At 40.4% G+C, this 25,536-nt stretch carries 19 protein-coding genes; 7 read left to right on the top strand and 12 right to left on the bottom strand.

The genetic code is table 11. The features are described from left to right. Nucleotides 1-105: 105 nt before the first annotated feature. From DYI03_RS02550 to DYI03_RS02530, 5 genes are all read right to left on the bottom strand, one after another. Nucleotides 106-807, bottom strand: coding sequence for a hypothetical protein (locus DYI03_RS02550; RefSeq protein WP_021670381.1), 702 nt, complete (start codon nucleotides 805-807; stop codon nucleotides 106-108). Next, a complete protein-coding gene (locus DYI03_RS02545; RefSeq protein WP_144005938.1) occupies nucleotides 801-1,403 on the bottom strand; it encodes a hypothetical protein in 603 nt (200 codons plus the stop codon). Before DYI03_RS02545 ends, DYI03_RS02550 begins: the two co-directional genes overlap by 7 nt. A gap of 499 nt (nucleotides 1,404-1,902) precedes the next feature. Beyond that, nucleotides 1,903-2,322, bottom strand: a complete 420-nt coding sequence (locus DYI03_RS02540) for a hypothetical protein (protein WP_025064808.1) — start codon at nucleotides 2,320-2,322, stop codon at nucleotides 1,903-1,905. Continuing rightward, nucleotides 2,319-3,638 carry a site-specific integrase gene (locus tag DYI03_RS02535; protein WP_025064807.1) on the bottom strand — a complete coding sequence of 440 codons (1,320 nt, stop codon included), beginning with the start codon at nucleotides 3,636-3,638 and terminating at the stop codon, nucleotides 2,319-2,321. The genes DYI03_RS02540 and DYI03_RS02535 overlap by 4 nt, the downstream gene beginning before the upstream one ends. Nucleotides 3,639-3,699: 61 nt before the next feature. After that, nucleotides 3,700-4,929, bottom strand: coding sequence for a site-specific integrase (locus DYI03_RS02530; protein WP_025064806.1), 1,230 nt, complete (start codon nucleotides 4,927-4,929; stop codon nucleotides 3,700-3,702). Nucleotides 4,930-4,944: 15 nt separating this feature from the next. Here DYI03_RS02530 and DYI03_RS13835 point away from each other — a divergent pair, with 15 nt between their 5' ends. Beyond that, nucleotides 4,945-5,076, top strand: a complete 132-nt coding sequence (locus DYI03_RS13835) for a hypothetical protein (RefSeq protein ID WP_262510454.1) — start codon at nucleotides 4,945-4,947, stop codon at nucleotides 5,074-5,076. 634 nt (nucleotides 5,077-5,710) lie between these two features. On the opposite strand, the gene DYI03_RS02525 is transcribed toward DYI03_RS13835, so the two are convergent. Further along, the gene (locus DYI03_RS02525) at nucleotides 5,711-7,459 is read right to left on the bottom strand and encodes an LTA synthase family protein (RefSeq protein ID WP_021668886.1); all 1,749 of its coding nucleotides are present in this window, start codon (nucleotides 7,457-7,459) and stop codon (nucleotides 5,711-5,713) included. Between the two features lie 358 nt (nucleotides 7,460-7,817). Here DYI03_RS02525 and DYI03_RS02520 point away from each other — a divergent pair, with 358 nt between their 5' ends. Next, nucleotides 7,818-9,614: an aminopeptidase P family protein gene (locus DYI03_RS02520; protein ID WP_021668888.1), complete on the top strand. Its 1,797-nt coding sequence runs from the start codon at nucleotides 7,818-7,820 to the stop codon at nucleotides 9,612-9,614. Nucleotides 9,615-9,645: 31 nt separating this feature from the next. Next, entirely contained in the window at nucleotides 9,646-12,909 is a 3,264-nt protein-coding gene (locus DYI03_RS02515) for a S41 family peptidase (protein ID WP_021668889.1), read from the top strand. Nucleotides 12,910-13,074: 165 nt separating this feature from the next. On the opposite strand, the gene DYI03_RS02510 is transcribed toward DYI03_RS02515, so the two are convergent. Beyond that, nucleotides 13,075-13,584, bottom strand: a complete 510-nt coding sequence (locus DYI03_RS02510) for a methylated-DNA--[protein]-cysteine S-methyltransferase (RefSeq protein WP_021668890.1) — start codon at nucleotides 13,582-13,584, stop codon at nucleotides 13,075-13,077. A gap of 120 nt (nucleotides 13,585-13,704) precedes the next feature. Here DYI03_RS02510 and DYI03_RS02505 point away from each other — a divergent pair, with 120 nt between their 5' ends. After that, nucleotides 13,705-13,896 carry a hypothetical protein gene (locus DYI03_RS02505; RefSeq protein WP_021668892.1) on the top strand — a complete coding sequence of 64 codons (192 nt, stop codon included), beginning with the start codon at nucleotides 13,705-13,707 and terminating at the stop codon, nucleotides 13,894-13,896. A 2-nt stretch (nucleotides 13,897-13,898) separates the two neighbouring features. Then, entirely contained in the window at nucleotides 13,899-14,588 is a 690-nt protein-coding gene (locus tag DYI03_RS02500) for a DUF5715 family protein (protein ID WP_021668893.1), read from the top strand. Between the two features lie 75 nt (nucleotides 14,589-14,663). Here DYI03_RS02500 and trpS read toward each other — a convergent pair whose 3' ends face one another. From trpS to gltX, 4 genes are all read right to left on the bottom strand, one after another. After that, nucleotides 14,664-15,749, bottom strand: coding sequence for a tryptophan--tRNA ligase (gene trpS / locus DYI03_RS02495; RefSeq protein WP_025064616.1), 1,086 nt, complete (start codon nucleotides 15,747-15,749; stop codon nucleotides 14,664-14,666). Between the two features lie 88 nt (nucleotides 15,750-15,837). After that, nucleotides 15,838-16,326, bottom strand: coding sequence for a DnaJ-like cysteine-rich domain-containing protein (locus tag DYI03_RS02490; protein ID WP_004356071.1), 489 nt, complete (start codon nucleotides 16,324-16,326; stop codon nucleotides 15,838-15,840). Further along, nucleotides 16,323-17,585 (bottom strand): 3-deoxy-D-manno-octulosonic acid transferase, encoded by a 1,263-nt coding sequence (locus DYI03_RS02485; protein WP_021668895.1) that lies wholly within the window; start codon nucleotides 17,583-17,585, stop codon nucleotides 16,323-16,325. The genes DYI03_RS02490 and DYI03_RS02485 overlap by 4 nt, the downstream gene beginning before the upstream one ends. Nucleotides 17,586-17,620: 35 nt before the next feature. After that, the gene (gene gltX / locus DYI03_RS02480) at nucleotides 17,621-19,138 is read right to left on the bottom strand and encodes a glutamate--tRNA ligase (protein ID WP_004356083.1); all 1,518 of its coding nucleotides are present in this window, start codon (nucleotides 19,136-19,138) and stop codon (nucleotides 17,621-17,623) included. A gap of 171 nt (nucleotides 19,139-19,309) precedes the next feature. On the opposite strand from gltX, the gene DYI03_RS02475 reads away from it, so the two are divergent. Both DYI03_RS02475 and priA read left to right on the top strand, forming a co-directional pair. Continuing rightward, nucleotides 19,310-21,364: an HD family phosphohydrolase gene (locus tag DYI03_RS02475; protein WP_021668896.1), complete on the top strand. Its 2,055-nt coding sequence runs from the start codon at nucleotides 19,310-19,312 to the stop codon at nucleotides 21,362-21,364. Beyond that, nucleotides 21,361-23,673, top strand: a complete 2,313-nt coding sequence (gene priA / locus DYI03_RS02470) for a replication restart helicase PriA (RefSeq protein ID WP_021668897.1) — start codon at nucleotides 21,361-21,363, stop codon at nucleotides 23,671-23,673. The genes DYI03_RS02475 and priA overlap by 4 nt, the downstream gene beginning before the upstream one ends. Before the next feature lie 165 nt (nucleotides 23,674-23,838). Here the strand turns inward: priA and DYI03_RS02465 are convergent, their stop codons facing one another. Then, the gene (locus tag DYI03_RS02465) at nucleotides 23,839-25,368 is read right to left on the bottom strand and encodes a hypothetical protein (RefSeq protein ID WP_021668898.1); all 1,530 of its coding nucleotides are present in this window, start codon (nucleotides 25,366-25,368) and stop codon (nucleotides 23,839-23,841) included. Nucleotides 25,369-25,536 lie beyond the last annotated feature (168 nt).

Below are 25,536 nucleotides of genomic sequence, written 5' to 3'. Positions count from 1 at the left end.
TACTTTAATTTTATAAAACTATTACGAAACAGGTTGTATAAAAAATGATATTCGTAAAAATACAAATATCATTTTTTATACATTAATCCTTACATAAATATCTAATTAATCCCAACTCTCAGAATAGTTTAAAACATACTGCCAAACTAAATTTTGAGGAGTATAAGGGATAAATCTATCATAAGAAGCCCCACTTATGTCACACTTCACATAACGTAAGATGGTTGATGCTGTTACAAAACCATTTATACTATTCGTTGTATTTGTGAAGCCTTTTATTAATTTACCGTTTTTGTCATATTCATCTGGTGCCCATCCCATTGCAACATCATCTGGGTTTGTGTTATAGTTTCTAGGTTTAATACTCTCATTGTTACTTTGGGCTAAGTCTTTATATATCTTATAAAAGCATACTAAATATATACTGCCTTTGTATAAACCATATTTTTCTGCATCTGAAAAAATCATTTTTTTATACCCACCAAATTGTTCTTTGCGATCAAACCCTTTTACCGTTATTTTCTTGGGATACGAATCGTTTGAAGCTCGTGTTTGATTGGAACTCCAAGCGTCGGGCTCAGAATTAGTAGTTGAAATAAAGTCAGAAAGTTTAGCCGTGTATACAGTTGTGTCTTCAAGGTGAATCAACTCACCTTTGTCCGTAATCACTGTATTTGCATCTTCTGCAGTTCGCTTTGATAATGCAGTACCATTTGAAACCAATTCGTCTTGTGAATCGTTAGTACATGATGTTACTGATATGGCAAAAGCCATAATTGATAATAAGAAAAGTTTTTTCATCACCATATTGTTTTGATTTTAAAATATTTCCATTTAATATTTGATGGTTTAATTGGATAGTAAAAACCGACACTGTTTCCATTATCATCATATCCAATCTTTTTCATAATAGTATACGCTTCATATCTACCATTTGTGTTGCTAGAAGAAACAATGAATCCCCTCTTCCCTGTATTTAGATTTACTCCAATAGAATCTTTATTATAATCATTATAGAAACCTTCTGTTAGAGCATATTCACCAGAAGACGGAATAAGTTTAATAACTTTAATGGTTTGCACAAAATATGTCTTTTTTTTGTCCAAATTATATTTTTCTATCCATTTCCCAAATTTTGCTCTTTCCCAAGAAACTGACAATATTTCGTCATATCCATATGTCGAATCTTTCTTAGAGTCTTGATTTATTACGACATCTTCGGGCTTTTTTCTAAAATTGCTCTCTGCATTTAAAAAAGAGTTTGCGCTTTCATAATTACACACATCTTCTTGTGTATACAAAATCATTCCATCTTTCATGGAATAACGCAAAAGATGATTAGCGTCTTCTTCTTGACAACTAACCAAAAGAATTGTTAATATCGAAATAAAAACATATTTCATAAAAATCATTCCTCCTCAAAAATTGTATTTCGCGCCAAAGATAACAATAAAAAACAAAGCAAACAATTATTTTTCCATTTTTTTTGAAAATTTAACTGCAGAGCAGCACGTGTAACTATTCAGCGGTAAGGCATATAAATTATCATTGATTATCAGCAAGTTACAGAATTAGATATAAACAAAATCAAGCGAATAATGTCATTTTGAGGTTTTTAACCACAATGTTGTGCTTATAAGTTGCTGATATTCAACTTTAATAACCGCTGAATAGTTACAGCAACCGTGTTATGGTCTGAAATGCGTCATCAAATACCGTCCCTTAATTATACACAATACCACAATAGAGTTTATTTGAAAATATTTCAACATTAATATGTAGTCAAAAAGTAGTAACATGTAGGATAATTTCTAACTACATTCTAATCCTTTTCTTTCACTATATTACCTCATATTGTAGTTATGTAGTAGGATAATATCGGTGAAAAAAAAGGAAATATATTCATCGGTTCTTGGTATTGCTCAACAGGAAGATTGGCGTTACAATGGCAGTCTCTGCCTGCAATTTTCTACTGATGTACTTTCTGAACAAATGTGCTTCCGTGCTGTCCAACAGAAAGGACAGGGCAATGATGATAGGAAGCGGATAGAGTGGCGCATAGCCTTTCAATTGTCCGCTGATGAAAACAGGCTCTTCACCTGCACCCCTCTCATCGGGATGCAAGGTGGAGGATTTCATAAGTGTTTGCAGTCTATGATTAAGTTTTCTCCACGTTACTCCGAAGAACCTTGTAAGTTCTCCCTCCGTCATGGCTATGTCTCCGATTCCCTTGCGGATGACTTGCATATTGCAACCCCAATCAAAGTAACTGCGATTATTGTCCGTGCTGGTCTTTGTTTTTGATTTATAGCTCGTATTCATGCCGTTTCCTCCTTTCTGCCATTTGAATTGACAGCAAAGGGAATTGTCTTTGTGTCTGTTGTTGCTTCCACATCTGCATTTACGGTATTTTTGTCCTTCGCCTTGTACCTGGCGATAAGCCTGTCCATGTCCTCCGAAATCTTACTATCCGTCACCTGCGCATAAATTTGAGTGCTTGATATGGAGGCGTGTCCCATCATCTTGGCTATACTCTCGATAGGGATTCCTGCGCTCAGACTCATCGTGCCGAATGTGTGACGAGCCATGTGGTAGGACAAACGCTCTCTGATACCGCAAGCCTTTCCCACGATGCTCAGCTTGGTATCCATGACACTACGGCTGCAATCACGGTGAAAGACAAGGCGGTCGCCCTTTTCTTTCACCATCAGATGTTCCTCGCTTCTTTCCTGCTCTTTCCTACAATGGCTGATGATGGCTTCAGCTATGGGATGTAACGGCACGATGAACTCAACCTTGGTCTTCTGACGTTCCTTTCTTATGTACATCTGTCCGTCCGCTGCCGTTTGGATATGCTTGTATTCCAAATTCTCCATATCTGAGATAGCCAAGCCTGTGAAGCAGGAAAAGACAAACATCAGTCTTGCCAGCTCCGCTTCCTTGTCGTTCATCTTCATTGCCATAAGTTTCATCACATCGCTCTTTTGCAGAAAGCGTATCTTCTTTTCCTCTTTCTCATACTTGGTATTCTTAAACGGATTGCAGCGGATAATTCTCTTGCTGACCGCACGGAACATCAGTCGGCTCAGCCAGCAGAGGTTGCTGTTGACGGTGGATGCTTTCAGCCCACGTTTTTTGAGAAAGAAGCGGTATTCCTCGAACAAGTCCTCTGTAATTGTTCCGATGGGTATGTCCTGTTCTCCTTTGTTTTCTACAAATTCACGGAGATTTCTGTCAGAATAGAACAGGTTCAGGTAAGTTCCCTCTGCCCTTGATCTGTCAACACTTTCCTTGACTGCTTGCAGTTCCGCCCTGCTCATGGCAAGGAGCGTGGTCGGATTAGTGGCAATACCCTGTAAGCGGTTCTTTACAAGTTCCACACTTACTACTCCATCCTTTACAAGAATGTTCCGATAGGTCTTTTCCACCAAATCCCTGAACTCATTGATTCTTTGATTGGTCTTCCTGTCAGTCGTCAAACCCTGCTTGGCGTTCCACTCGGAGGCTTTACACTCTTCTCCTGTGGTAATGGCGGTGCTCTTTCCGTCTATGGTGATACGGCAGAGAATGGCGGTGTTGCCGTCTGCCTTTGTCTTCTGTCTGTTGATGTAAAACAGTATCTTGAATGTACTTCTCATTGTCTTGGTGGTTTGAAGTTAATTAAATGAATAGATAAGAAATCAAATGACTTGATAAGGATTAGATAGCCAGTTGCATCTCTTCGGTGAAAGAAAGGAAACGGTCAAACTCCTCAAAGAGTTTTTGGGGTGTAACCTTTGCATAACGCTCGGTCATGCTTACATTGGAATGTCCCAGCATCTTACTCACGGTCTCAATCGGTACTCCTTGCTCAAGCGTGATGAGCGTGGCAAAGGTGTGTCTTGCGGTATGTGTGGTAAAGGGAAAGGAGATTCCTGCACGAAGCCGCAGGGCTTTCAAATAAGATTGGTAAGTGGCATATCCCATGAAAGGGAGCAATGTTTCCCTTTCATCGCTGTGGAGCTTCTCCATCAGCCGTATGGCTTCGGGCAGCAGTTTGACACGGCAAGGCACACCTGTCTTGTGGCGGTTGAACTTCAGCCAAAGGCTACCCTTGTCATCACGCACAAGATGGGACTTGTTAAGTTCCATCAGGTCGCAATATGCTGCACCTGTATAACAGGCAAAGAGGAAGTTATCTCTTGCCGTTTCCATTTCCCCCTCCAACTCCTCAAAGTGGAGAGTCTTTAACTTCTCAAATTCCCCTCTGTCAAGTGCTTTGGGGAGCTTCTTGTTGCCCTTGCTGATTTTGGCTTTGTCAAATAGAAGTACATCAGCCAACCCCTCACGGTAAGCCAGCCTGCATACCGTCTTCAAATGGGTGGCGACATTGTAGAATGAGCTTTCCTGAAATCCACACTCTCCCAAGAAGTACTGCTGGAACTCATGGATAAAGTTCTCTGTCAGTTGTGAGAAAGCCAAGTCTGAAACCTTATACTTCTTTTGGATGAATTCCTGCAAGTGGATTCTCGTGGAGTGATAGCCTGCCATGGACTCTTTCCTAATGTCAACACCGATATGGCTTTCTTTTTCTCGGATAAGCATATCCAATCTTTCAATGAGCCTACACCGTGCCTGCACACTGCCTTGAAACTGTTCCTTCACGTCGGTTACGTCAAATGAGCAACCTCTTGTAAGCAAAGACTGATAAGCTGACTGAATGGACAGCAGCAAGTTCTCCAACCTGCCATTCACTTCCACCGCCTCACGACTTTTTCCGTCCATTCTGCTCTCACGGGGATTCCACAAGTCAGGATTGCAGGAGAGTTTACAACTGAACTGTGCAATACTCCTTCCAAGTGTAATACGTCCCATAATGGGAGCCTTGCCCGACTTGTCCAGACCGCTCTTTTTGAGGTAGAGCAACACCTTCATTTTTTCTGTTTTCATACGCTTTGATGTTTTGTGGCAAAATTACCAAATTCAAAGCGTTCCTCACTTATGCAGAAAACTGCCGACCGTCGCAACAGCCACACGCGCGAAAATAATTCAGTTACCGAATATTACTCCATCGTTACCTATGACGAAATCGGGTAACGGTTTGGTAACTGAACTTCTGCTTAAATCTGCATATACCTGCCTTTTTTGAAAAGGGAATTTCTATGCAAATTATTCCGTTTCCTGCTCATTATCAGTCAGTTTACACCAACTTCAATATTTCTTTATTTTCGTTGATTAGTTGCAATGCGAAAGCGGCTGTTTTGCAATGCAAAAGCATAGGTTTGACCTGACGAAAGTGTAGGTTTTGAAAAACAGAAACGATTTTCTTGGAAAACAACAGCATTTTTATTGTTTCACGATTCTATTTCAACGATTCCACTCAAGTTTTTGCATTAAACATTTATACACAGTTTTTAACCCAAGTTTAACGGGCATAATTATTTTTCATAAATTTTCAGTGTGTTTTGAGGGTTTCAGGTTTGCTAAGTACTTAATAATCAGCCGTAGCGTTTTCTGAATACGGAGTAAATCTGATTTGTAGGACACCAGCATATCAATTTTTTTTGTTACTTTGCACCTATGCACGCAAATGTACAGACACGTTTTAATCCGGCAACTGGTGAAAAGGCTCTTTATTATAGACTAAAAGAGTCATATATTACCAGCCTTAACAATATAAATACCAGCAGGTAAATTGTTTAAATCAACAATATCTCGCGAAAGAGGACATTCATTTTAACAAATCATATTTCAAAATTGTATTTGAAATATCAAATGCTTGTATTGCATGCTGTATTTGAGGTTCAGAAATCGTTTTATCTGACTTTTCAACATTCAGTTTTGAGCCAACAGCAACAGGGCGTTTTGTTGTGTCTAAAATACTCTGTCCCAAACCTTTCCATGGATAATTATCGAGTTTTAAAAGTTGTAATAATGTTGGATATTGGTCGATTTGCCCCATTACTTTTTCGTATCGTAGGCTCATAGGTGCATTGATGACAATGAAAGGGGTATATTCGTGATTTGAAACGATATTTTTAGCTTTCGGAGAACTACAAATTTCTTGTCTGTCAGCAGCCAATCCTTCGTGGTCGCCAACGATAACTATCATTGTTTTATCAAAATCTTTTCTTGTTTTTAAATAGGTTATGAACTTTCCTAACGCATCGTCTGTATAATTTGCAGTAAGCATATAATCGCCCATTTTGTTCGGATAAGTTTCTTTTAGTTTCATCTTCTGCATCGTTTCAGGGAGTTTAAAAGGTGAATGCCCCGAATAAGTAACCATCTGAATGACTGCATTTTCTCCATTTTTCCATATTTCGCCATGCTTCATCTTCTCTATTACTTGTTCGACAAAGGCACCATCAGCCAAATTTTTCTGTGGTCCCATAGTTTCGGTTGGCTTCCAATCTTTTTTAAAATACATCTTATCAAAGCCAAATTGCTGTCCTATTATCTTTTGATTCCATATGATAGGTTTGTCCACGGTGAGCAAATAGGCTTTCGTTGGCCTTTGTTCTTTCATGGCTTTAATAAGGGTTTTAAAATGATTGGTAGGGTATTTAAACGCATAACTTCCGTTCTGAATCGGCAATAATCCCGCATCTAACATTAATTGGGCGTCAATAGAACGTCCTCCCCTTACCTGAGTTAAAACGTAGGGAGCATAAATTGTATTCTTTTCTCTTAGCAATTGGTTCAAATTTGGGGTGATTTCTTTTCCTTCAATACTCTTTTCGATACACCAACTTTCCAAAGATTCACAGTAGATAATGATTAAATTACGTCGTTCGGCAATGGTTTTACCCAATGGTTTGTATTGAGGTTGCGCCTTAAACCAAGCCTCAACCATTTGCTTTTTCTCGTCCGTGTATGCCTCATTTTCATGTATTATGTCGTAAAGTATGCACCCAAAAACGGTATAAACAGGACCAACACAAGTATAAGAGTTAGGAGTTTGAAGTTTTTCTATTGCTTTTTCAAAGCCACCTCGACATAGAATAATGATTGCAGACAATGCAAATGCCAAGCCTGTTGCATAAGCATATTGTCGCAAACTATGGTCAAATTTGTTTTTCTTTTTCCATAATAATATTGAAAAAAAGAGAGTTTCGAGCGGTAAAACAACATCATACCAACGCATTTGGTCGATAACACTCTCTGAAAAGTCCTTCAAATTGCCAATTCTAAAGTAAGAATCAAATGGAATTATCGTATTGTAAGTGCGATTATACATGAGGTTGGCAATTAAAATACAATCCAACAAAAGCATCAAAGCAACATGTATTTTCTTATTTTTCGTCAGAACTATTGGTAAAGAAAAGAGGAAAGCAAACGCAATTGTATTGATATAAAGGTCTGGAATAGAGAATAAGGTAAATGTAGTTTGCAATGCCCAAAGCAAATCAAACAGCAAAAATTTGACAAATAGAGAAATAAAAAATACTTTATTGTCGATTAGAAAATTCTTTTTCATCTTTTATTCAGATTAATTAGTTCGCAAATGTAGATGTTTCCAACAAATAAAAAGAAAAATTCCTTCCTATTTGCTGCGCACACAATATTCTATGCAAAGATAAAACATATTGTTCTAAAATGATAATAAGGCTATTATTTTTTTGCATAAAATATAGCTGCACTCGGCAATATTCAAACAAGTTTGTATTGCACTCGTTGGCAATATTTTTGCATAAAAGGTTAAATATAAGAGTTTTAAAGGATAAAAAAAACGGTTTAATAAAGTATTATTATGATATTTCTCCAAAATTATTTACCTTTGTAGCGCAGAGTTTTTGCCTAAATACCTATCATAAAAATCAAAAACAAGACATAGTATGGAGAACAAAATACAAGAACGATTAAACAAATTACGCGAAATAATGAAAGCGCAAGACCTTTCTGCTTTCATTTTTCCAAGTACCGACCCACATCAAGGCGAATATATACCTGACCATTGGAAAGGTCGTGAGTGGATTTCAGGCTTCGATGGCTCGGCAGGAACGGCGGTGGTAACGCTGAAAAGTGCTGCTCTTTGGACTGATTCACGCTATTTTATTGCTGCCGAAGAGCAATTAAAGGGAACCGACTATGTGCTGATGAAAGAGCGCATAGAGGGTACTCCTTCTATTTCAGAATGGTTAGCAAGCGAATTTAAAGGTTGCGACAATGTAAATATAGGCATTGACGGCTCAGTTTGTTCGAATGCTTTTATCTCAGACCTTGTCTGGGACTTGAGCGATTGCGGAGATTTCTTCATCAGAACAGACTTCGACCCACTCAAAAATATTTGGAATGACCGCCCAGAAATTCCTAAAAATAAAGTTGAAATACAACCTTTAGAGTTTGCAGGCGAAACCGTTGCTTCAAAATTGGAACGCATTCGCAAGGCATTGGCAGCACAGCAAGCCGACGGAATTATTGTTTCGGCACTCGATGAAATCGCTTGGACGTTGAATTTGCGTGGCAGCGATGTACATTGCAACCCTGTTTTTGTAGCTTTTTTACTGATTGAAGCAACTCGTACACGCCTCTTTATTGATGCCGATAAGCTTACTGACGAGGTAAAAACCTATTTAAATAAGGAGCAAATTGAAGTAGCTGATTACAACGATGTACTTGTTGCATTGGAACATTACAGCGGTGAAAGTCTGCTTTTAGACGAAAATCAACTCAACTACAATGTATTTAATGCAGTGGAAGAAGAGCGTTCTGTGGAAGCATCATCACCTATTCCGATGATGAAAGCCGTTAAAAATGAAGCTGAAATAGAAGGTTTCAAACGTGCTATGATACGTGATGGTGTGGCAATAGTGAAGTTTTTGAAATGGTTAAAGCCAGCAGTTGAAGCGGGAGGACAAACCGAAATTTCATTAGAACAAAAGCTTACAGCACTGCGTGCCGAACAAGATTTGTTCAAAGGCATATCGTTTGACACCATCGTAGGTTATGAAGCACACGGCGCAATCGTTCATTACGAAGCTACAACAGAAACCGATATTCCCGTAGAACCTCGTGGCTTGGTACTCATTGATAGCGGTGCGCAATACCAAGACGGCACAACCGACATTACACGCACCATTGCTTTGGGCGAGATTACTGAGGAACAACGCCGCATTTATACCCTTGTGTTGAAAGGACACATACAACTTGACCTTTGCAAATTCCCTAATGGAGCATGCGGTTCACAGGTTGATGCCTTTGCACGACAAGCAATGTGGCGCGAAGGATATAACTTTATGCACGGAACGGGACATGGTGTAGGCAGCTATTTGAACGTTCACGAAGGACCACACCAAATCCGTATGGAGTGGAGACCTGCTCCTTTGCGTGCAGGCATGACCGTAACCAACGAGCCTGGTATCTATCTTGCAGGAAAATTTGGTGTGCGCATTGAGAATACCGAATACATAAAGCCTTACAAGACAACCGAATTTGGAGAATTTTTGCAGTTCGAACCGCTTACGCTTGCGCCCATCGACACTACTCCAATTGACTTTTCTATGCTCACAAAAGAAGAAATCGAATGGTTCAATCAGTATCATACACGCGTTTACGAAACCTTGTCGCCTTACTTAAACAGCGAGGAACAAGCATGGCTTAAAGCCAATACAGCAACAATAAAATCTGAGTAATATTATAAAATAAAAACAATTAAAAATTTACATGAAGAAATCAATCCTAACGGCGGCTATTCTTGGCCTATCAGTTTCAGCCTTTGCCGACAACACACCTTTATGGTTGCGTTACAGTGCTATCTCTCCTGACGGCAAAACGATTGCATTTTCGTACAAAGGCGATATTTTTTCAGTGCCTGTAAATGGTGGTATTGCCCGACAACTTACCACCAATCCTGCTTACGATGCGTATCCTGTATGGAGTCCAGACGGACAAAACATTGCCTTTTCGTCAAGCCGTGAAGGTAGTTTGGATATTTATCTTATGAGCAAAGACGGTGGTACACCAAAGCGATTGACTACCAATAGTGGTAGCGAAACCCCTATGGCGTTCAAAGACAACAACCATATTTTGTTCACAACGGAGGTAATGCCTACTGCAAAATCTATTTATTTTGCTTCGGGTATATTCCCACAAACTTACGAAGTTACTACCGACGGAAGTCGTCCACGCCTTGTTTCGCCAACAACCATGTGCGATGTAAGCATCAATAGCAAAGGCGAAATGCTCTATCATGACTCAAAAGGTTATGAAGACAATTTCCGTAAACACCACCGTTCGCCTGTAACACGCGACATTTGGTTGTACAGCGACGGAAAATATACCAAACTTACCGATTTCAATGGAGAGGACCGCACACCTGTTTGGGCTTCAAATGGAACCTCATATTACTACCTTAGCGAGGAAGATGGTACCTTTAATGTTTACAAACGCAACCTTGACGGTAGCGGAAAGAAGCAACTTACGTTCCACAAAAAGAACCCTGTGCGCTTCCTTACAGCAGCCAATAATGGTACGCTTTGCTATGGTTACGACGGCGAAATATACACTTTGAACGAAGGAAAAGAACCTCAAAAGGTAAATATTAGCATTGTTACCGACCAAATAGACAAGAAGTTAGAACGTCAAGTACGTTCCTCTGGCGCAACCGAAATTAAGCTTTCGCCTAAAGGAAAGGAAATAGCATTCGTGCTACATGGTGATGTTTACGTTACTTCTTTGGACTACAAGACGACCAAACAAGTAACCAATACAGCTGAACAAGAACGCAATATTGACTTTGCACCTGACGGTCGTGGCATTGTTTACAGCTCTGAACGCAATGGTATTTGGCAGATTTACGAAACAAAGATTAAGAATAAGGCGGAAAAGAATTTCACTTATTCAACCGATTTAGTAGAGGAACGCCTCACCAATACTGACCAAACATCGCAAATGCCACAATATAGCCCAGATGGAAAGAAGGTGGCTTTCTTTGAAAATCGTGCTGCGTTGAAAGTCATAGACCTCAAGAGTAAAGCAGTAACTGCGGCAACTGACGGCAATGACGTGTACTCATACAGCGACGGCGATATCTGGTTTTCATGGAGTCCCGATAGTCGTTGGCTCTTAGCACCCTATATGGGCAACGCTGGTTGGAACAATCCTGACATCTCACTCATTGATATTACGGGTAAGAAAAAGCCTGTTAATTTGACCCAAAGTGGCTATAATGATACGGGTGCCAAGTGGGCTTTAGGCGGAAAAGCAATGCTCTTCTTCAGCGATCGTGCAGGTTATCGCAGTCATGGCAGTTGGGGAGCAGAGTCTGATGCTTACTTAATGTTCTTCGACCTTGATGCTTACGACCGTTTCCGCATGTCGAAAGAGGAAAGAGAGTTGGCTGACGAGGCTGAAAAAGAGAAGAAAAAGGACGACAAAGACGCTAAAGATAAGTCGGAAAAGAAAGATAAAAAGGGCGGTAAAGGCAAGAAAAAAGACAACAAAGACAAGAAAGCCGATGAGAAAAAGAAGAAAGATGTAAAACCTTTAGAGTTCGATTTAGACAATTGTCGCGACCGTGTTGTACGCCTTACTGTCAATTCTTCTCAATTAGGCGATGCGGTTTTGAGCCCTGGTGGTGATACATTGTACTATCAAGCAGCTTTCGAAGGTGGTTACGACCTTTGGAAACACGATTTGAAAGAGCATAAAACTGAAATCGTAATGAAAGAAGTTGGCGGTGGTTCCTTAGAAGCTGACAAGGATTTCAAGAATCTTTACCTCTGCGTTAATCGTGGTATTAAGAAAGTAGACTTGAACAAAAACAGTTCAAGCAACATTAGTTTTGAAGCCACTTTCAACTATAAGCCTTACGAAGAGCGTGCTTATATCTTCAACCACATTTGGCAACAAGTGAAAGATAAATTCTATGTTGAGGATATTCATGGCGTAGATTGGGAAGGTTATCGCAAGATTTACGAGCGTTTCTTACCTTATATTAATAATGGATATGACTTCCGTGACATGCTTTGCGAACTCTTAGGCGAATTGAACGCATCGCACACAGGCGCACGCTTTTATGACGATGGTCCAACTATGTATACCGCTGCGTTAGGTTTATTCTTCGATAACACCTACGATGGCGATGGTTTGAAGATTGAAGAAGTTATCAAACGTGGGCCATTTGCCGTTAGTAAGAATGGTGTAACCAAGGGTTGCATCATCGAAAAGATTGATGGTCAGCCTATTCTTAAAGGCAAAGACTACAACTATATGCTGGACGGAAAGGCAGGAAAGCGCATTCGTGTATCGGTTTATAACCCTGAAAAGAAGCAACGTTTCGATGTTACTATCAAAGCAATTAGCAAAGGTTGGCAGAACGAATTGCTTTACAAGCGTTGGGTAGACCGCAATCGTGCTTTCGTAGATAGCATTTCTGGTGGTCGCATTGCTTACGTTCACGTGAAAGAAATGAACAGCGAGAGTTTCCGTACCGTATATAGCGACTTGCTAAGTGCCGAAAATCGTGTAAAAGATGCGGTTATTGTTGATGAGCGTCACAACGGTGGTGGTTGGTTACACGATGACCTTTGCACCCTCCTCAGTGGCAAACAATACCAAAAATTCATACCTCACGGCAAGCATATTGGTAACGACCCATTCAACAAATGGAACAAACCTTCATGCGTAATGATTTGCGAAGACGATTACAGCAATGGTATGGGCTTCCCACAAATCTATAAATATCTTGGCATTGGTAAACTTATCGGTGCGCCAATCGCTGGTACAATGACTGCCGTTTGGTGGGAAAAACTCATCAATGGCATGGTATTTGGTATTCCACAAGTAGGTTGTCAAGATATGAATGGTAAGTTTGCCGAAAATATGCAGCTCAATCCTGACATTGAAGTTTACAATACACCTGAAGATTACGTTAATGGATATGACCGACAATTGGAAAGAGCCGTGCGTGAGATGATGAAAAAGTAAACAAATAAAGATACTTTAAAAAGGTTCTGACCATGGATTGGAACCTTTTTTGTTGGCACACAAAATCAAAACAGCCTATTTTGAAACGCAAAACCGCCTATTTTGCAACTCAAAATAGGCGGTTTTGCAATTCAAAGCTATCGTTCATCATCGGATACGAAACAGCTAAAAAGGTAATTTCAGACTTTTCGCCTCCAAATTCAATAATTTTTCTTTTCGCCACAAGCCACTCGCATAGCCTGTTAGCTTGCCATTTGTACCGACAACACGGTGGCAAGGAACAATGATAGAAATGGGATTATGCCCCACTGCTCCACCGATTGCTTGCGCAGACATCTTTGCTTTTTTCATGCGTGCGGCAGCTTGTTGGGCTAATTGTCCGTAGGTTGTAGTCGTGCCATAGGGCATAAGGAGTAAATCGTTCCACACTTGCTGGCGAAAGTCGCTACCAAAGAATTTTATTTTCGGTGTGAAATCGGGAATTTCTCCCTTAAAATACATATCCAACCAATGGCGTGTAGCATCGAAAATGGGCAATGCTGCCACGTCCGTGGGTTGGTTTAATGACGAAAAGAGGTATTCTTTTCCTTCAAATCCCAATCCTATTAATGCTTCGCCATTGCTTATCATGGTCATCAAACCTAAAGGCGATTCGTACTTTTGACTGTATTGCATAATGCAAAAAAACTAAAATTATTGGTTACAAAGATACAAAATGAAGTGGAATTAAACGAAAAATACTATCTTTGTATAAATTATGAACATCAAAAAAAGCAAGTATAAAAACCTATAAATATGGATATTTCAGAATATAGACAACTCATTTTGGACGACCTTTTGATGCGCAAGAATGCAAAAGGCGAACCAATGATTGAAGAAGACATAGCGAAAAGTTGGTTGAACGAACTCTCTGACGAGGAATTGGAGGAAGGTATGTTGTTCAACGAGCCTAAAGATGTGGCAGATATTATCATTGAAACAAGATAAACATGCCCCAAAAAGAAAAAGGAAAACTAAAAAACAAGCGGTGGCAGACACTTAAAATAAGTGTCGCAATGGTCTGTGTTATGGTCATTGCGGCATGCGTCAGTAGCAAATTCAACTTTGAGGGCGAAACATTTCGCAAGGAGAATGTAGCTATGGACAGGCGTTTCCAATTTAAAGACTTGCATGGTGAGCAACTTTATGCTGCTAAAAAATATGGCATTACCCCTATTGAAACACGCAAAAAATTACGCCGAAATCACCGCAGACTAAAGAAAATTTGGAACACAAAATACTATATCATTGACCCACTAACCCACTCTTCACCCTATTTAACGAAGGGTGCGAAAAGTTTATTGAAAGATATTGCTCAACGTTTTCAACACAAACTCAAAAAAGGAGGTTATCGGGAACATCGCATTATCGTTACTTCATTGCTTAGAACGCGTGAAGATGTAGGAAAATTACGACAAGTAAATGGTGCTGCAAGTAGAAATTCGTCGCACATGTATGGCACCTCATTCGATTTAAGTTACACACGTTTCAACAGAATATCAATGAGTGGAAAGCCCATAAGTAACGATGTTATGTGCAATTTGTTGGGCGAAACCATTTACGAATTGCGAGAAGCAGGCGACTGTTGGGCTATTTTCGAGCGCAACCAACATTGCATTCACGTTACAGCAAGACGATAAGCGATAAGAAAGCATAAAAAAATCCACCTTGTATCACTACAAAATGGATTCACTATTAACCAATTAACCTTATTATCATTTCTTATAACGCTCTGCTTGACTTCGAATTAACTCCGCATCTTCGAAATAGTTGATTTGCATTGCTGCTTTCACCTCCGACAACGTTTGTGCTGCGGTTTCGCGTGCCACATCTGAACCACGCTTCAAGATTTGATAAATTTCAGGAATATCTTGTTCGAACTCATGACGACGAGCGCGCATAGGCTCTAACATACGATTTAAAACGTTGTTCAATAGCTTTTTACATTTCATATCGCCAATTCCGCCTGCCGTATAAGCTCCCTTCAATTCGTCAAGGTTGGCAAATTCAGGCCAAAAATCAGCAAAATCTTGGTCAGTAGAGAATGCATCAAGATAAGTAAACACGGCATTCCCTTCAACATGACCAGGGTCGGAAACATTCAAGTGAGTAGGGTCGGTGTACATTCCTTTCACCTTTGACCAAACCGTATCGGCATCGTCTGACAAATAAATGCAGTTGCCGAGGCTCTTACTCATCTTCTCTTTGCCGTCAGTTCCTGGCAAACGGCGTGCAGTAACATTCTCTGGCAACATGATATTTGGCTCAACCAACACAGGAGCATAGATGGTATTGAAACGGCGAACTATCTCGCGTGCCACTTCCAACATAGGTTCTTGGTCTTCGCCAGCTGGCACTGTGGTAGCTTTAAATGCTGCAATGTCAGCTGCTTGCGATACAGGATAAGCAAAGAAACCCATTGGAATATTGGCTTCAAAATTGCGCATCTTGATTTCAGTCTTAACAGTTGGATTGCGTTGCACACGACTTACACTAACAAGATTCATGAAAAAGGTGGTGAGTTCAGCTATTTCAGAAATCTGACTTTGTATAAAGAGGGTGCATTTCTGTGGGTCTAAACCCGCAGCGAGGTAGTCTAAAGCCACCTCAATAATGTTTTGGCGTATCTTTTCAGGATTTTCAGCGTTATCGGTCAATGCTTGTACGTCTGCCATGAATACAAACATTTTGTCGAAATCGCCCATATTTTGGAGTTCAACACGGCGGCGCAAAGAGCCAACATAGTGACCTAAATGAAGCTTACCCGTTGGGCGGTCGCCTGTTAAGATTACTTTTCCCATAATGATTCTTATTCTTTTTTTTAAGTGTGCGCCATCTTTGCGCCCACTTTTTTTTACTTTATATAATAATGTTTTGCCGACTTTTCGTTTATTCACCTACCGCAGTAGAGTCGACTTCCTGCTTTTCTTCGTGGTGTTTGTGCTTCACTGTGTCTTTAGGAGCTTCCACTTTAATTTCAGGAACTACCGCTGTGTCGATGGGTTCCTCTACTACAGGTTCCTGTTCTACCTGATAAGGAATGGTATCCATCGGGGTTGTCTGTGGTTCAGGAGTATCATTAGCAGGCCGAAGCCATGCGAAATAGGCAGCAGCAGAAAGTACTACCAACAAAAGACCAACAATAACGGCGTACAAAACAGTTTTGTTCGCTTTGGCTTGGGCATTTTCGTTCTCATAATTAGGAGCATACGAAGCATTGGTTTCAGGTGTTTGATTAGGAATAGTTCCCGAAACAATAGGCAAAGTTATTTCCATTATACCCTTACAATGTGGGCATTGGCATTCAACAACTTGACCTTCACCAGCCTCAACAATAAATTGAGTGCCACAATTATCGCATGTTATTTGATATTTCATAATTCTATGGTTGATAAAACTTTATCGGTTGCACCAGAAAGACTTTCCACAAAATTGTAAGCAGCCTCTCCACTCGCCTTTAAATGGGTTGTATCAGAAGTGAGTTGTTGCATTTTTTCAGCAAAAGTAGCAGCGTCTTGAATTTCAAAACCACCCCCTTCAGCCAACAATCCTTGCGCTTCTGCGAAATGTTTGTTGTTAGGTCCAAAGAGAACAGGCATGCCCCAAACGGCTGCTTCTAATACATTATGAATGCCAACCCCAAAGCCGCCACCCACGTATGCCACATCTCCGTAATGATAAATAGACGAAAGCAAACCAAAACAATCGATTATTAGCACATCGGCAGTAGCTACATCGGCTTCATTTGCCTTTGTATAACGCACAATGCGCTTGTTTTTAATGAGTTGCTCGATTTGTTGTAAATGGCTTTCAGCAATTACATGGGGGGCAATGATGAGTTTCCACTCCTTATTTTCATTGAAATATTGGAGAAAAATCTCTTCATCAGGTTGCCAAGAAGAGCCTGCTACAAAGACGGGACGGCGTGTTTGTTGTTCGCTTTCCGTACTATTTTCACGACCATTACCTATAAATTTTTCCACCAAAGGCAAATGCTTGCTGGCTTCTTTTATCTGCAAAACACGGTCGAAACGTGTGTCGCCCACCACAAGAGCATTGCTAATACCAATTGTTTCCAAGAGTTTTTTGCTTTCAACGTTCTGAACATAGAAGCGAGAGAAGCATTTTAGTACGTGAGCATAGTTTCGTCCATACCATTTAAAGAAGATTTGGTCGGGACGGAAGATACTCGAAACGCTATAACAAGGTATGTTGCGATGGCGCAGAATGTGCAAATAATTGTACCAAAACTCGTATTTTATGAAGAAAGCCATTACGGGACGAACGATGCGCAAGAACTTTTGTGCATTGGAAACGGTGTCAATGGGCAGATAAGTGATAATATCTGCGCCTTCGTAATTCTTTCTAACTTCATAGCCTGAGGGTGAAAAGAAAGTCAAGAGTATCTTATATTGGGGATAGTCCTGCTTAATTTTCTCGATTAAAGGGCGACCTTGCTCAAATTCTCCTAAGGAAGCGGCGTGAAACCAGATATATTTTGCCTGCGGGTCTACCTTCTTTTTCAGCACATCGAAGGCTGCTTTTTCGCCTTTACGCATGGTTCTAACTTTCTCGTTGAACAAGCTATAAAGGGCAACACCTGCTTGAACCGCATACATTCCGATATTATACAACATCACTTCCTATTCTTTTGGATTTCTTTTCAGCCTATTTATTTTAATATTTCAATGGCTTTTTGCAAACGGCGCAAGGTTTCTTCTTTGCCTAAAAATTCGGTTATATCGAACATTCCAGGACCTTTGCCAATGCCAACAAGTGCCAAACGGAAGGCATTCATTACATCGCCGAGTTTATATCCCTTGTCTTCCACCCACTTCATGACGATAGATTCTTGTCCTTCAACGGTAAAATCATCAATATCAGCCAACACTTGTGAGAGTTCAGACATCTGCTCTGCCGAATATTCTTTCCAACGTTTTTTCACTGTTTTCTCGTCATATTCGGTTGGAGCCATGAAGAAGAAGGAACATAAGTCCCATAATTCATTTACGAAATTAACACGGTCTTTCATCATATGAACCACTTTCGTAACCTGTTCCATAGTTGCATCTACGCCATTATTAGCGACAATAGGAGCAAAAAGACCAGCTATTTCTTCATCACTCTTCTTCAAAATGTACTCATGATTGAACCAAATACCCTTTTGATAATCGAATTTCGCACCAGCTTTTGAACATCTTGTAATATCGAAAGCCTTAACAAGTTCATCAAGCGTAAACATTTCTTGCTCGGTTCCAGGATTCCAGCCCAACAAAGCCAAGAAGTTTACGACTGCTTCAGGGAAGTATCCGCTCTCACGATAACCCGAACTAACTTCTTTAGTCTTAGGGTCGTGCCACTCTAATGGGAACACTGGGAAACCTAAACGGTCGCCATCACGCTTGCTTAACTTGCCCTTTCCTTCTGGTTTGAGTAACAATGGAAGGTGAGCAAAGCGTGGCATGGTGTCTTCCCAACCGAAAGCACGATAAAGAAGTACATGTAATGGCGCACTTGGCAACCACTCTTCGCCACGAATAACGTGTGAAATCAACATCAAATGGTCGTCTACAATGTTCGCCAAATGATAGGTTGGCAACTCGTCAGCACTCTTATAAAGTACTTTATCATCAAGGATTTCTGTCTTAATGCAAACATCTCCACGTATCATATCATCGACATGAACTTCCTCGCCTGGTTCTATTTTAAAACGAACAACATATTGTTCGCCGTCATTAATGAGCTTTTCTACTTCTTCTTTAGGGAGTGTCAAAGCGTTACGCATCTGCATTCGAGTGTGCGCATCGTATTGAAAATTAGCAATTTCTTTACGTTTAGCTTCCAATTCCTCTGGGGTATCAAAGGCTATATATGCCTTACCAGCCTCCAAAAGTTGGTTTACGTATTTCTTATAAATATCGCGACGCTCGCTCTGACGGTAAGGACCATATTCGCCACCAAAGGAAACACCTTCGTCGAACTTAATTCCCAACCATTGGAATGCCTCTAATATGTATTCTTCTGCGCCTGGAACGAAGCGATTTGAGTCTGTATCTTCAATACGGAACACAATTTCGCCACCATTTTGGCGCGCAAAGAGGTAATTATACAATGCTGTTCGTACGCCACCAATATGCAATGCACCTGTTGGACTTGGTGCAAAGCGTACTCTTACTTTTCTTTCTGCCATTGCTTAAATTAAAATTTTGTTGCAAAATTACTTATTTTTTTCGACTATACCGCTTTTTTTTTGTATTTTCGCATATTGAAAGGATAATGGCTGATATATAATAGGTGTTTGAAAGAAGAGAAATAAGCTTTCAATAGCATACGGCAATTGTCGAAAAAAAATAAAAAGAAGATGATAAAATTCAATAATCAAAACAACAAACTGTTACAAAGTTTTGTTTCACGAATAGTCTTAGTGGTGCTAACAGTAGCCCTTATTGTTGCTCTTTTGCCTCGTTCTCAAGGTAAAATGTTCCATTATGATGAAGGAAAACCATGGATGTATGGACAGTTAATAGCCAAATTCGACTTTCCTATTTTTAAGTCTGAAGAGACTTTAAAGAATGAACGCGACTCTATTATGAAGAATTTTCGCCCTTATTTCAATGTTAATCCAAAGATAGAAGAGCAGAAAATTGGTCAATTTTTAAAGGATTACAAAAATGGAATACCAGGTTTACCACCTGAGTATGTAACCCTTGTGGCACAAAGGCTGCACGAACTTTATCAAATGGGCATTGCCAATACGGCTTATTTCACCGATTTACAAAAAGATAGTAACAACGTTGTTCATATTGTAATGGGAAAACAAGCTATCAGCAAGCCTGTTGGAGAAATTTACACAACGCTTGGTGCATACGAAAACCTTTTTTCCACACCACAATTGAGTGCAAAACGTTCTATCATACAGCAATGCAACTTAAACGAATATATCGAAGCCAATTTGCAATATGACAAGGCTCGCAGCGAAAGCGAGATGAACGACATGCTCAGCCTTATTCCACAGGCATCGGGAATGGTGCTTGAAGGGCAGAGAATCATAGACCGTGGCGACATTGTCGATGCAAAAACTTATCGTGTACTCGACTCTTTCGAACAAGCAACCGAGAAACGTAACGAGTCAAAAGACCAAGTAACGTCAATGTTAATAGGGCAATCGCTTTATGTTTTCATACTCCTTTCACTCTTTACACTTTATCTTACCTTGTTCCGCAACGATTATTTCGAAAAGCCACGTGCCATTTCGTTGTTGTATGCCATGCTGATTATTTTTTCAATCATAACGTCTGTCATGATGAAGCACAATATTTTCAGTGTCTACATCGTGCCTTTTGCCATGGCGCCAATATTTGTTCGTGTATTTATGGACTCCCGAACGGCATTTGTATCCCATGTTACAATGATTTTCCTCTGCGCTGTTGCCGTAAAATATCAATACGAATTTATCATAGTACAATTGGTTGCGGGCTTAATCGCTATCTATTCGTTGCGTGAATTGTCAAAGCGTAGCCAAATTTTCCTCACTGCCCTACTCGTTACAGTAGGTTCTGCAGCAGCTTATTTATCATTGCAACTGATACAAAATGACGACTTTTCAAAGCTCGACCATTCAATGTATTACCATTTAGCTGTAAATGGAATCTTCCTTTTGTTTACTTATCCACTGATGCTGATTATCGAAAAATTGTTTGGTTTCATATCAACAGTAACCATGTTTGAGCTTTCTAACACCAACAACGAGCTGCTAAGAACGCTGAGCGAGGTGGCACCTGGTACGTTCCAACACTCTATGACGGTGGGTAATCTGGGCGTTGAGATAGCAAATAAGATTCATGCAAAAGGACATTTGGTAAGAACGGGCGCACTTTATCACGACATTGGCAAAATGGTTAATCCTGTTTTCTTCACCGAAAACCAAGTTGGCGTTAATCCACACGATAATATTTCTGATTTAGAAAGTGCGAAAATTATTATTGGACACGTTACAGAAGGATTGCGATTGGCAGAAAAATACAATCTGCCGAAGGTGATTCAAGAGTTCATTACTACCCACCACGGAACAGGATTGGTGAAGTATTTTTACATCAATTATAAGAATGCGCACCCTGACAAAGAGGTTGATGAAGCTCCATTCCGCTATCCTGGACCAAATCCATGGACACGCGAGCAAGCCATACTGATGATGTGCGACACCGTGGAGGCTGCCTCACGCTCTCTTTCAGAGTACACCGAAGAAAGTATCAGCAACTTGGTAAACAAATTAATCGACTCACAAGTGTCGTCAGGCTTCTTTACAGACTGCCCAATTACGTTCCGCGACATCAAAATTGCAAAGCAAATACTCATCGAAAGATTGATGTCTATCTACCATACTCGCATTCAATATCCTGAATTAAAGACGAAGTGAAATACGTAGAAGTAATCTTACCGCTCCCTGTGGAGGGTACTTTCACTTATGGTTTAGCCGATGCGTTGTGCGAAAAGGTTAAACTTGGCATGCGCTTATTGGTTCCATTCGGAAAAAGCAAGATGTATGTTGGCATTTGCGACACGCTCCCTTTAGATGCACCGAAGCAACAAATAGAAGGTATTACCTACAAGGAGGTGCTTTCGATATTGGACGAACAACCCGTTTTATTGCCGCAACAACTTAAACTTTGGCATTGGATTTCAACTTATTACATAGCTCCCATTGGCGATATTTATACCGCTGCACTGCCCGCAGGACTAAAGTTGGAAGACGGATACAAGCCGCGCATGGAAACTTTTGTGGGCATTGGGCAGAATTTTCGGGGCGAAAGGGAATTACATTTGGCTTTAGATAGTTTGACAAGAGCGGTCAAACAACAAAAAATCCTCACTACTTACTTGCAACTTAGTGGGATTGCTGAGAACGTAGCATGGGCAAAATTGGAAGCGGAAACCGATGCGCACAATGGTGGACAACTCGTTTCGGTGTCGCAAGAGGAACTCATCAATGAAAGTCATTGCCCAGTAACACCCTTGCGCGAACTCATAAAAAAAGGCATTCTCTGTACTTATCAAAAAGAAACGGCTCGCCTTGCCTATCATGGAGAACCCAAAACCGAAGCAATAAAAGCCTTAAACGAAGCCCAAACTATGGCTTATGACAAACTTTTATTGCAGATGATGGCACACAACGTTACACTCCTGCATGGTGTAACCTCGTCAGGGAAAACCGAAATCTATATTCATCTTATTCAAAAGGCTATCAACGAGGGGAAACAAGTGCTTTACTTGTTGCCCGAAATTGCTTTAACCGTACAAATGACCGACCGTTTACGCCGTGTTTTTGGCAACAAATTGGGCATTTATCACAGCCGTTACAACGATGCAGAACGGGTGGAAATATGGAAAAAACAACTATCTGACACCCCTTACTCTGTTATTCTTGGCGCACGAAGTGCCGTTTTCTTGCCTTTCCAAAAACTCGGTTTGGTCATCATAGACGAGGAACACGAAACAAGTTTTAAGCAACAAGACCCTACTCCACGCTATCATGCACGTTCAACAGCCATTGTTTTGGCACAAATGTATGGGGCTAAAACATTGCTCGGAACTGCTACTCCGTCGGTGGAAACCTATCGCAATGCGCAAATTGGGAAATATGGACTCGTATCGCTTACACAACGCTACAAAGATATTCAACTTCCCGAAATTGAAGTGGTAGATGTGAAAGACTTACGCCGCCGCAAAATGATGACGGGATTGTTCTCTCCACGCCTTCTTAGTGCCGTAAAGCAAGCCTTAGAAAAGGGCGAACAAGCCATACTTTTCCAAAATAGGCGTGGCTTTTCTCAGATGTTGGAATGCCCTTCGTGCGGTTGGGTTCCTAAATGCCCCAACTGCGACGTATCGCTTACCCACCATAAGAACATGAACACCATGACTTGCCACTACTGCGGCTATATGGAGCGAGTTCCAGAGGTATGTCCCGACTGCGGTGAAAAGGAAATTCGTGGACGTGGTTTCGGTACTGAAAAGATTGAAGACGAGGTCATGCGCCTCTTTCCTGAGGCTCGTGTGGCTCGCATGGACTTAGACACAACACGCACAAAGAATGCGTACGAGCGCATCATTAACGATTTTTCAAAGGGTAAAACCAACCTTTTAATTGGCACACAGATGATTTCTAAAGGGTTAGACTTCGACCGTGTGTCGGTGGTAGGCATACTTAATGCCGACACAATGCTCAACTATCCCGACTTTAGAGCCTACGAATATGCGTTCATGATGATGGCACAAGTGAGCGGAAGAGCGGGCAGAAAAGGACGACAAGGTTTAGTAATTTTGCAAACAAAGAATCCCGATTTACCGCTCATTCATCAGGTTGTGAAAAACGATTATCAAGGTTTCTACGATTCTGTTTTACAGGAACGCATCGATTTTCATTATCCGCCATTCCACCACCTTATATATATATACTTGAAACATCGCGACAATCAAGTCGTGGAATCAGCGAGTATCGAATTGGGTTCACGCCTTCGTGAAGTGTTTGCCCACAGAATTTTAGGACCAGACCGTCCTGCTATCTCACGCATCAAAACCCTTCATATTCGTAAAATCATACTCAAACTTGAAAATGGTGCTGACTATAAATTGGCAAAACAATACTTGAAGCAAATTCAAACTGCCATGATGAAGGAAAAACGCTACGGCGCACTCACTATCTACTATGATGTAGACCCTGTGTAAATCGGAAGAAAAATTTCAAAACAGGCTGTTTTGAAGCGCAAAATAGGCTGTTTTGAAGCAGAAAACAGCCTATTTTGAAATTAAAACAACCGTATGGGCAGAAAAAAGAAGAGCCACCAGCTTTTGAAACTGGCGACTCTTTTGTTGTTTTTACAGGCGATTGGATTATAAACTGATATCCAAACCAACACCAAATACCTTGTTGGTACGAGTAAATTGGTCGGTATTGACAACCTTTAGCGTATTAGTACCCGATGTTACAGAAGTTTCGTAGGTCTTATCGAACTTCTCATAATCGGTAATAAAGTAAGCAATGTTCAAGTGAGCATTCTTGGCAACTTTAATTTTCGCACCAAAGCCAAAGCTATAGCTGCTGGTTACAAAGCTAAGGTCAGACAAATAGCTGCCATCGCCTAAGCCATATTGTGTACGTTGCACACCTGCACTAATGGTAACAGATGGTTTAATGTCCCATTCTACACCTGCCAAATATTCACGAGTGTTGCTTTTTAACAAGCGTTGCTTATCATGGTCCATGCGAGCGTCCTTATCGAAGTAATAATTGTAACCTGCCATAAGACGCAAATTATCTAAAACTTCGTATTGCGCACCGATTGCCAACAACCCAGGTAGGTCGTTAGGGGTGTTCACACCATTGGCAAACTTCCCTGTATCATCGTGCTTGGTATCGTTTTGAATGTTGAATTTTGTTGTAAATTCATAGTGCGCAGCAAGATTCCAACGTCCTTTTTTATAGTCAATACCTATAATTGGTGTGATACCCCAACCACGTTGTGTGCAGTCAAGATACTTATCAGCAACATCTTCCTTGGCTTTGTCAAGTTGAGCAGCACCTGCTTTATATTTTTGAGCAGCAGCTTCCAACTTCGCTTTTGTAGCTGGGTCGGTGGTCTGTTCAGCTTGTTGAGTGCTTTGAATAGCCAATTGGCTCATCGCAGTAGCCTTTTCACTGAAGAAATTAGATAGATTTTGGTCTTTCCCTCCAATATTTGCGGTAATGTTACGAATATTTCCTTCATACTTATTAAAGATGTAATTGAAGCGCGCACCACCATAAACAGCCAAATTTTCATTGATTTTATAAGTAGTTCCCAACTGCAATCCAAAGTCGTATTGGCGTCCACTGACATAACTATTCACACTATAACTTGGTTTGGGTGAGCCCATTTTTTGAGCAGAAAGTGCAAGCGGAATTAAAGCAATGGCACGTTCAAAACTTGGCAAACCTGTGTTAAAAGAGGCTTTACCACCGCCTCCAACAATACCAAAGCCCAATTGGAAACCCCATTTATCATAGTTTTTCGCTATTTGAAGGGTTGGCATAATAGGAACAGATGCCTCTCCTATAAATTCTTTAATACCATTTTCATCGCCACCATTAAGTTTAAAAGGCTGATAAAAAGGAGTTCCTTGCATCTGTGGAAGCGTCATTCCCGATTTTATAACACGCGTTTGGTAAACATTTTGAAAACCTAACGATATATGAAATCCATTTGGAAGAAAAGCCACACCTGCTGGATTAGAATAAACTCCATCAATGCCAATAGCACCACCACGGGCAATATTGCGCAAAAAAGCAATGCTCTGATTTGTATTAGTAAGCAAACCGCCTGCGCGTACTACAGAAGTTAGCGCAAAGAAAGCAATAATAATAGAAAATAATTTTCGTCTCATTCTTAACTGATATTATATAAATATTTGTAAAATTGACCGCAAAGTTATATATTTTGTTCTTTTCTACCAAAATAACCTGCACAATATTTCTTTAAATGTGTAATTTTCCGCGAATAAGAACAGAATTTATATTTATTTTTCCACCTCGATAAGAACAGAAGAAGGTAT

This window comes from Prevotella disiens (assembly GCF_900454955.1).
Lineage (GTDB): Bacteria > Bacteroidota > Bacteroidia > Bacteroidales > Bacteroidaceae > Prevotella > Prevotella disiens.
This window is presented reverse-complemented; position numbering and strand designations above follow the sequence as displayed.

Bases quoted from the DNA above. Each gene is read 5' to 3' on its own strand.
- DYI03_RS02550 (WP_021670381.1), bottom strand. From the start codon at position 807: ATGGTGATGAAAAAACTTTTCTTATTATCAATTATGGCTTTTGCCATA.
- DYI03_RS02545 (WP_144005938.1), bottom strand. From the start codon at position 1,403: ATGAAATATGTTTTTATTTCGATATTAACAATTCTTTTGGTTAGTTGT.
- DYI03_RS02540 (WP_025064808.1), bottom strand. From the start codon at position 2,322: ATGAATACGAGCTATAAATCAAAAACAAAGACCAGCACGGACAATAAT.
- DYI03_RS02535 (WP_025064807.1), bottom strand. From the start codon at position 3,638: ATGAGAAGTACATTCAAGATACTGTTTTACATCAACAGACAGAAGACA.
- DYI03_RS02530 (WP_025064806.1), bottom strand. From the start codon at position 4,929: ATGAAAACAGAAAAAATGAAGGTGTTGCTCTACCTCAAAAAGAGCGGT.
- DYI03_RS02525 (WP_021668886.1), bottom strand. From the start codon at position 7,459: ATGAAAAAGAATTTTCTAATCGACAATAAAGTATTTTTTATTTCTCTA.
- DYI03_RS02520 (WP_021668888.1), top strand. From the start codon at position 7,818: ATGGAGAACAAAATACAAGAACGATTAAACAAATTACGCGAAATAATG.
- DYI03_RS02515 (WP_021668889.1), top strand. From the start codon at position 9,646: ATGAAGAAATCAATCCTAACGGCGGCTATTCTTGGCCTATCAGTTTCA.
- DYI03_RS02510 (WP_021668890.1), bottom strand. From the start codon at position 13,584: ATGCAATACAGTCAAAAGTACGAATCGCCTTTAGGTTTGATGACCATG.
- DYI03_RS02505 (WP_021668892.1), top strand. From the start codon at position 13,705: ATGGATATTTCAGAATATAGACAACTCATTTTGGACGACCTTTTGATG.
- DYI03_RS02500 (WP_021668893.1), top strand. From the start codon at position 13,899: ATGCCCCAAAAAGAAAAAGGAAAACTAAAAAACAAGCGGTGGCAGACA.
- trpS (WP_025064616.1), bottom strand. From the start codon at position 15,749: ATGGGAAAAGTAATCTTAACAGGCGACCGCCCAACGGGTAAGCTTCAT.
- DYI03_RS02490 (WP_004356071.1), bottom strand. From the start codon at position 16,326: ATGAAATATCAAATAACATGCGATAATTGTGGCACTCAATTTATTGTT.
- DYI03_RS02485 (WP_021668895.1), bottom strand. From the start codon at position 17,585: ATGTTGTATAATATCGGAATGTATGCGGTTCAAGCAGGTGTTGCCCTT.
- gltX (WP_004356083.1), bottom strand. From the start codon at position 19,138: ATGGCAGAAAGAAAAGTAAGAGTACGCTTTGCACCAAGTCCAACAGGT.
- DYI03_RS02475 (WP_021668896.1), top strand. From the start codon at position 19,310: ATGATAAAATTCAATAATCAAAACAACAAACTGTTACAAAGTTTTGTT.
- DYI03_RS02465 (WP_021668898.1), bottom strand. From the start codon at position 25,368: ATGAGACGAAAATTATTTTCTATTATTATTGCTTTCTTTGCGCTAACT.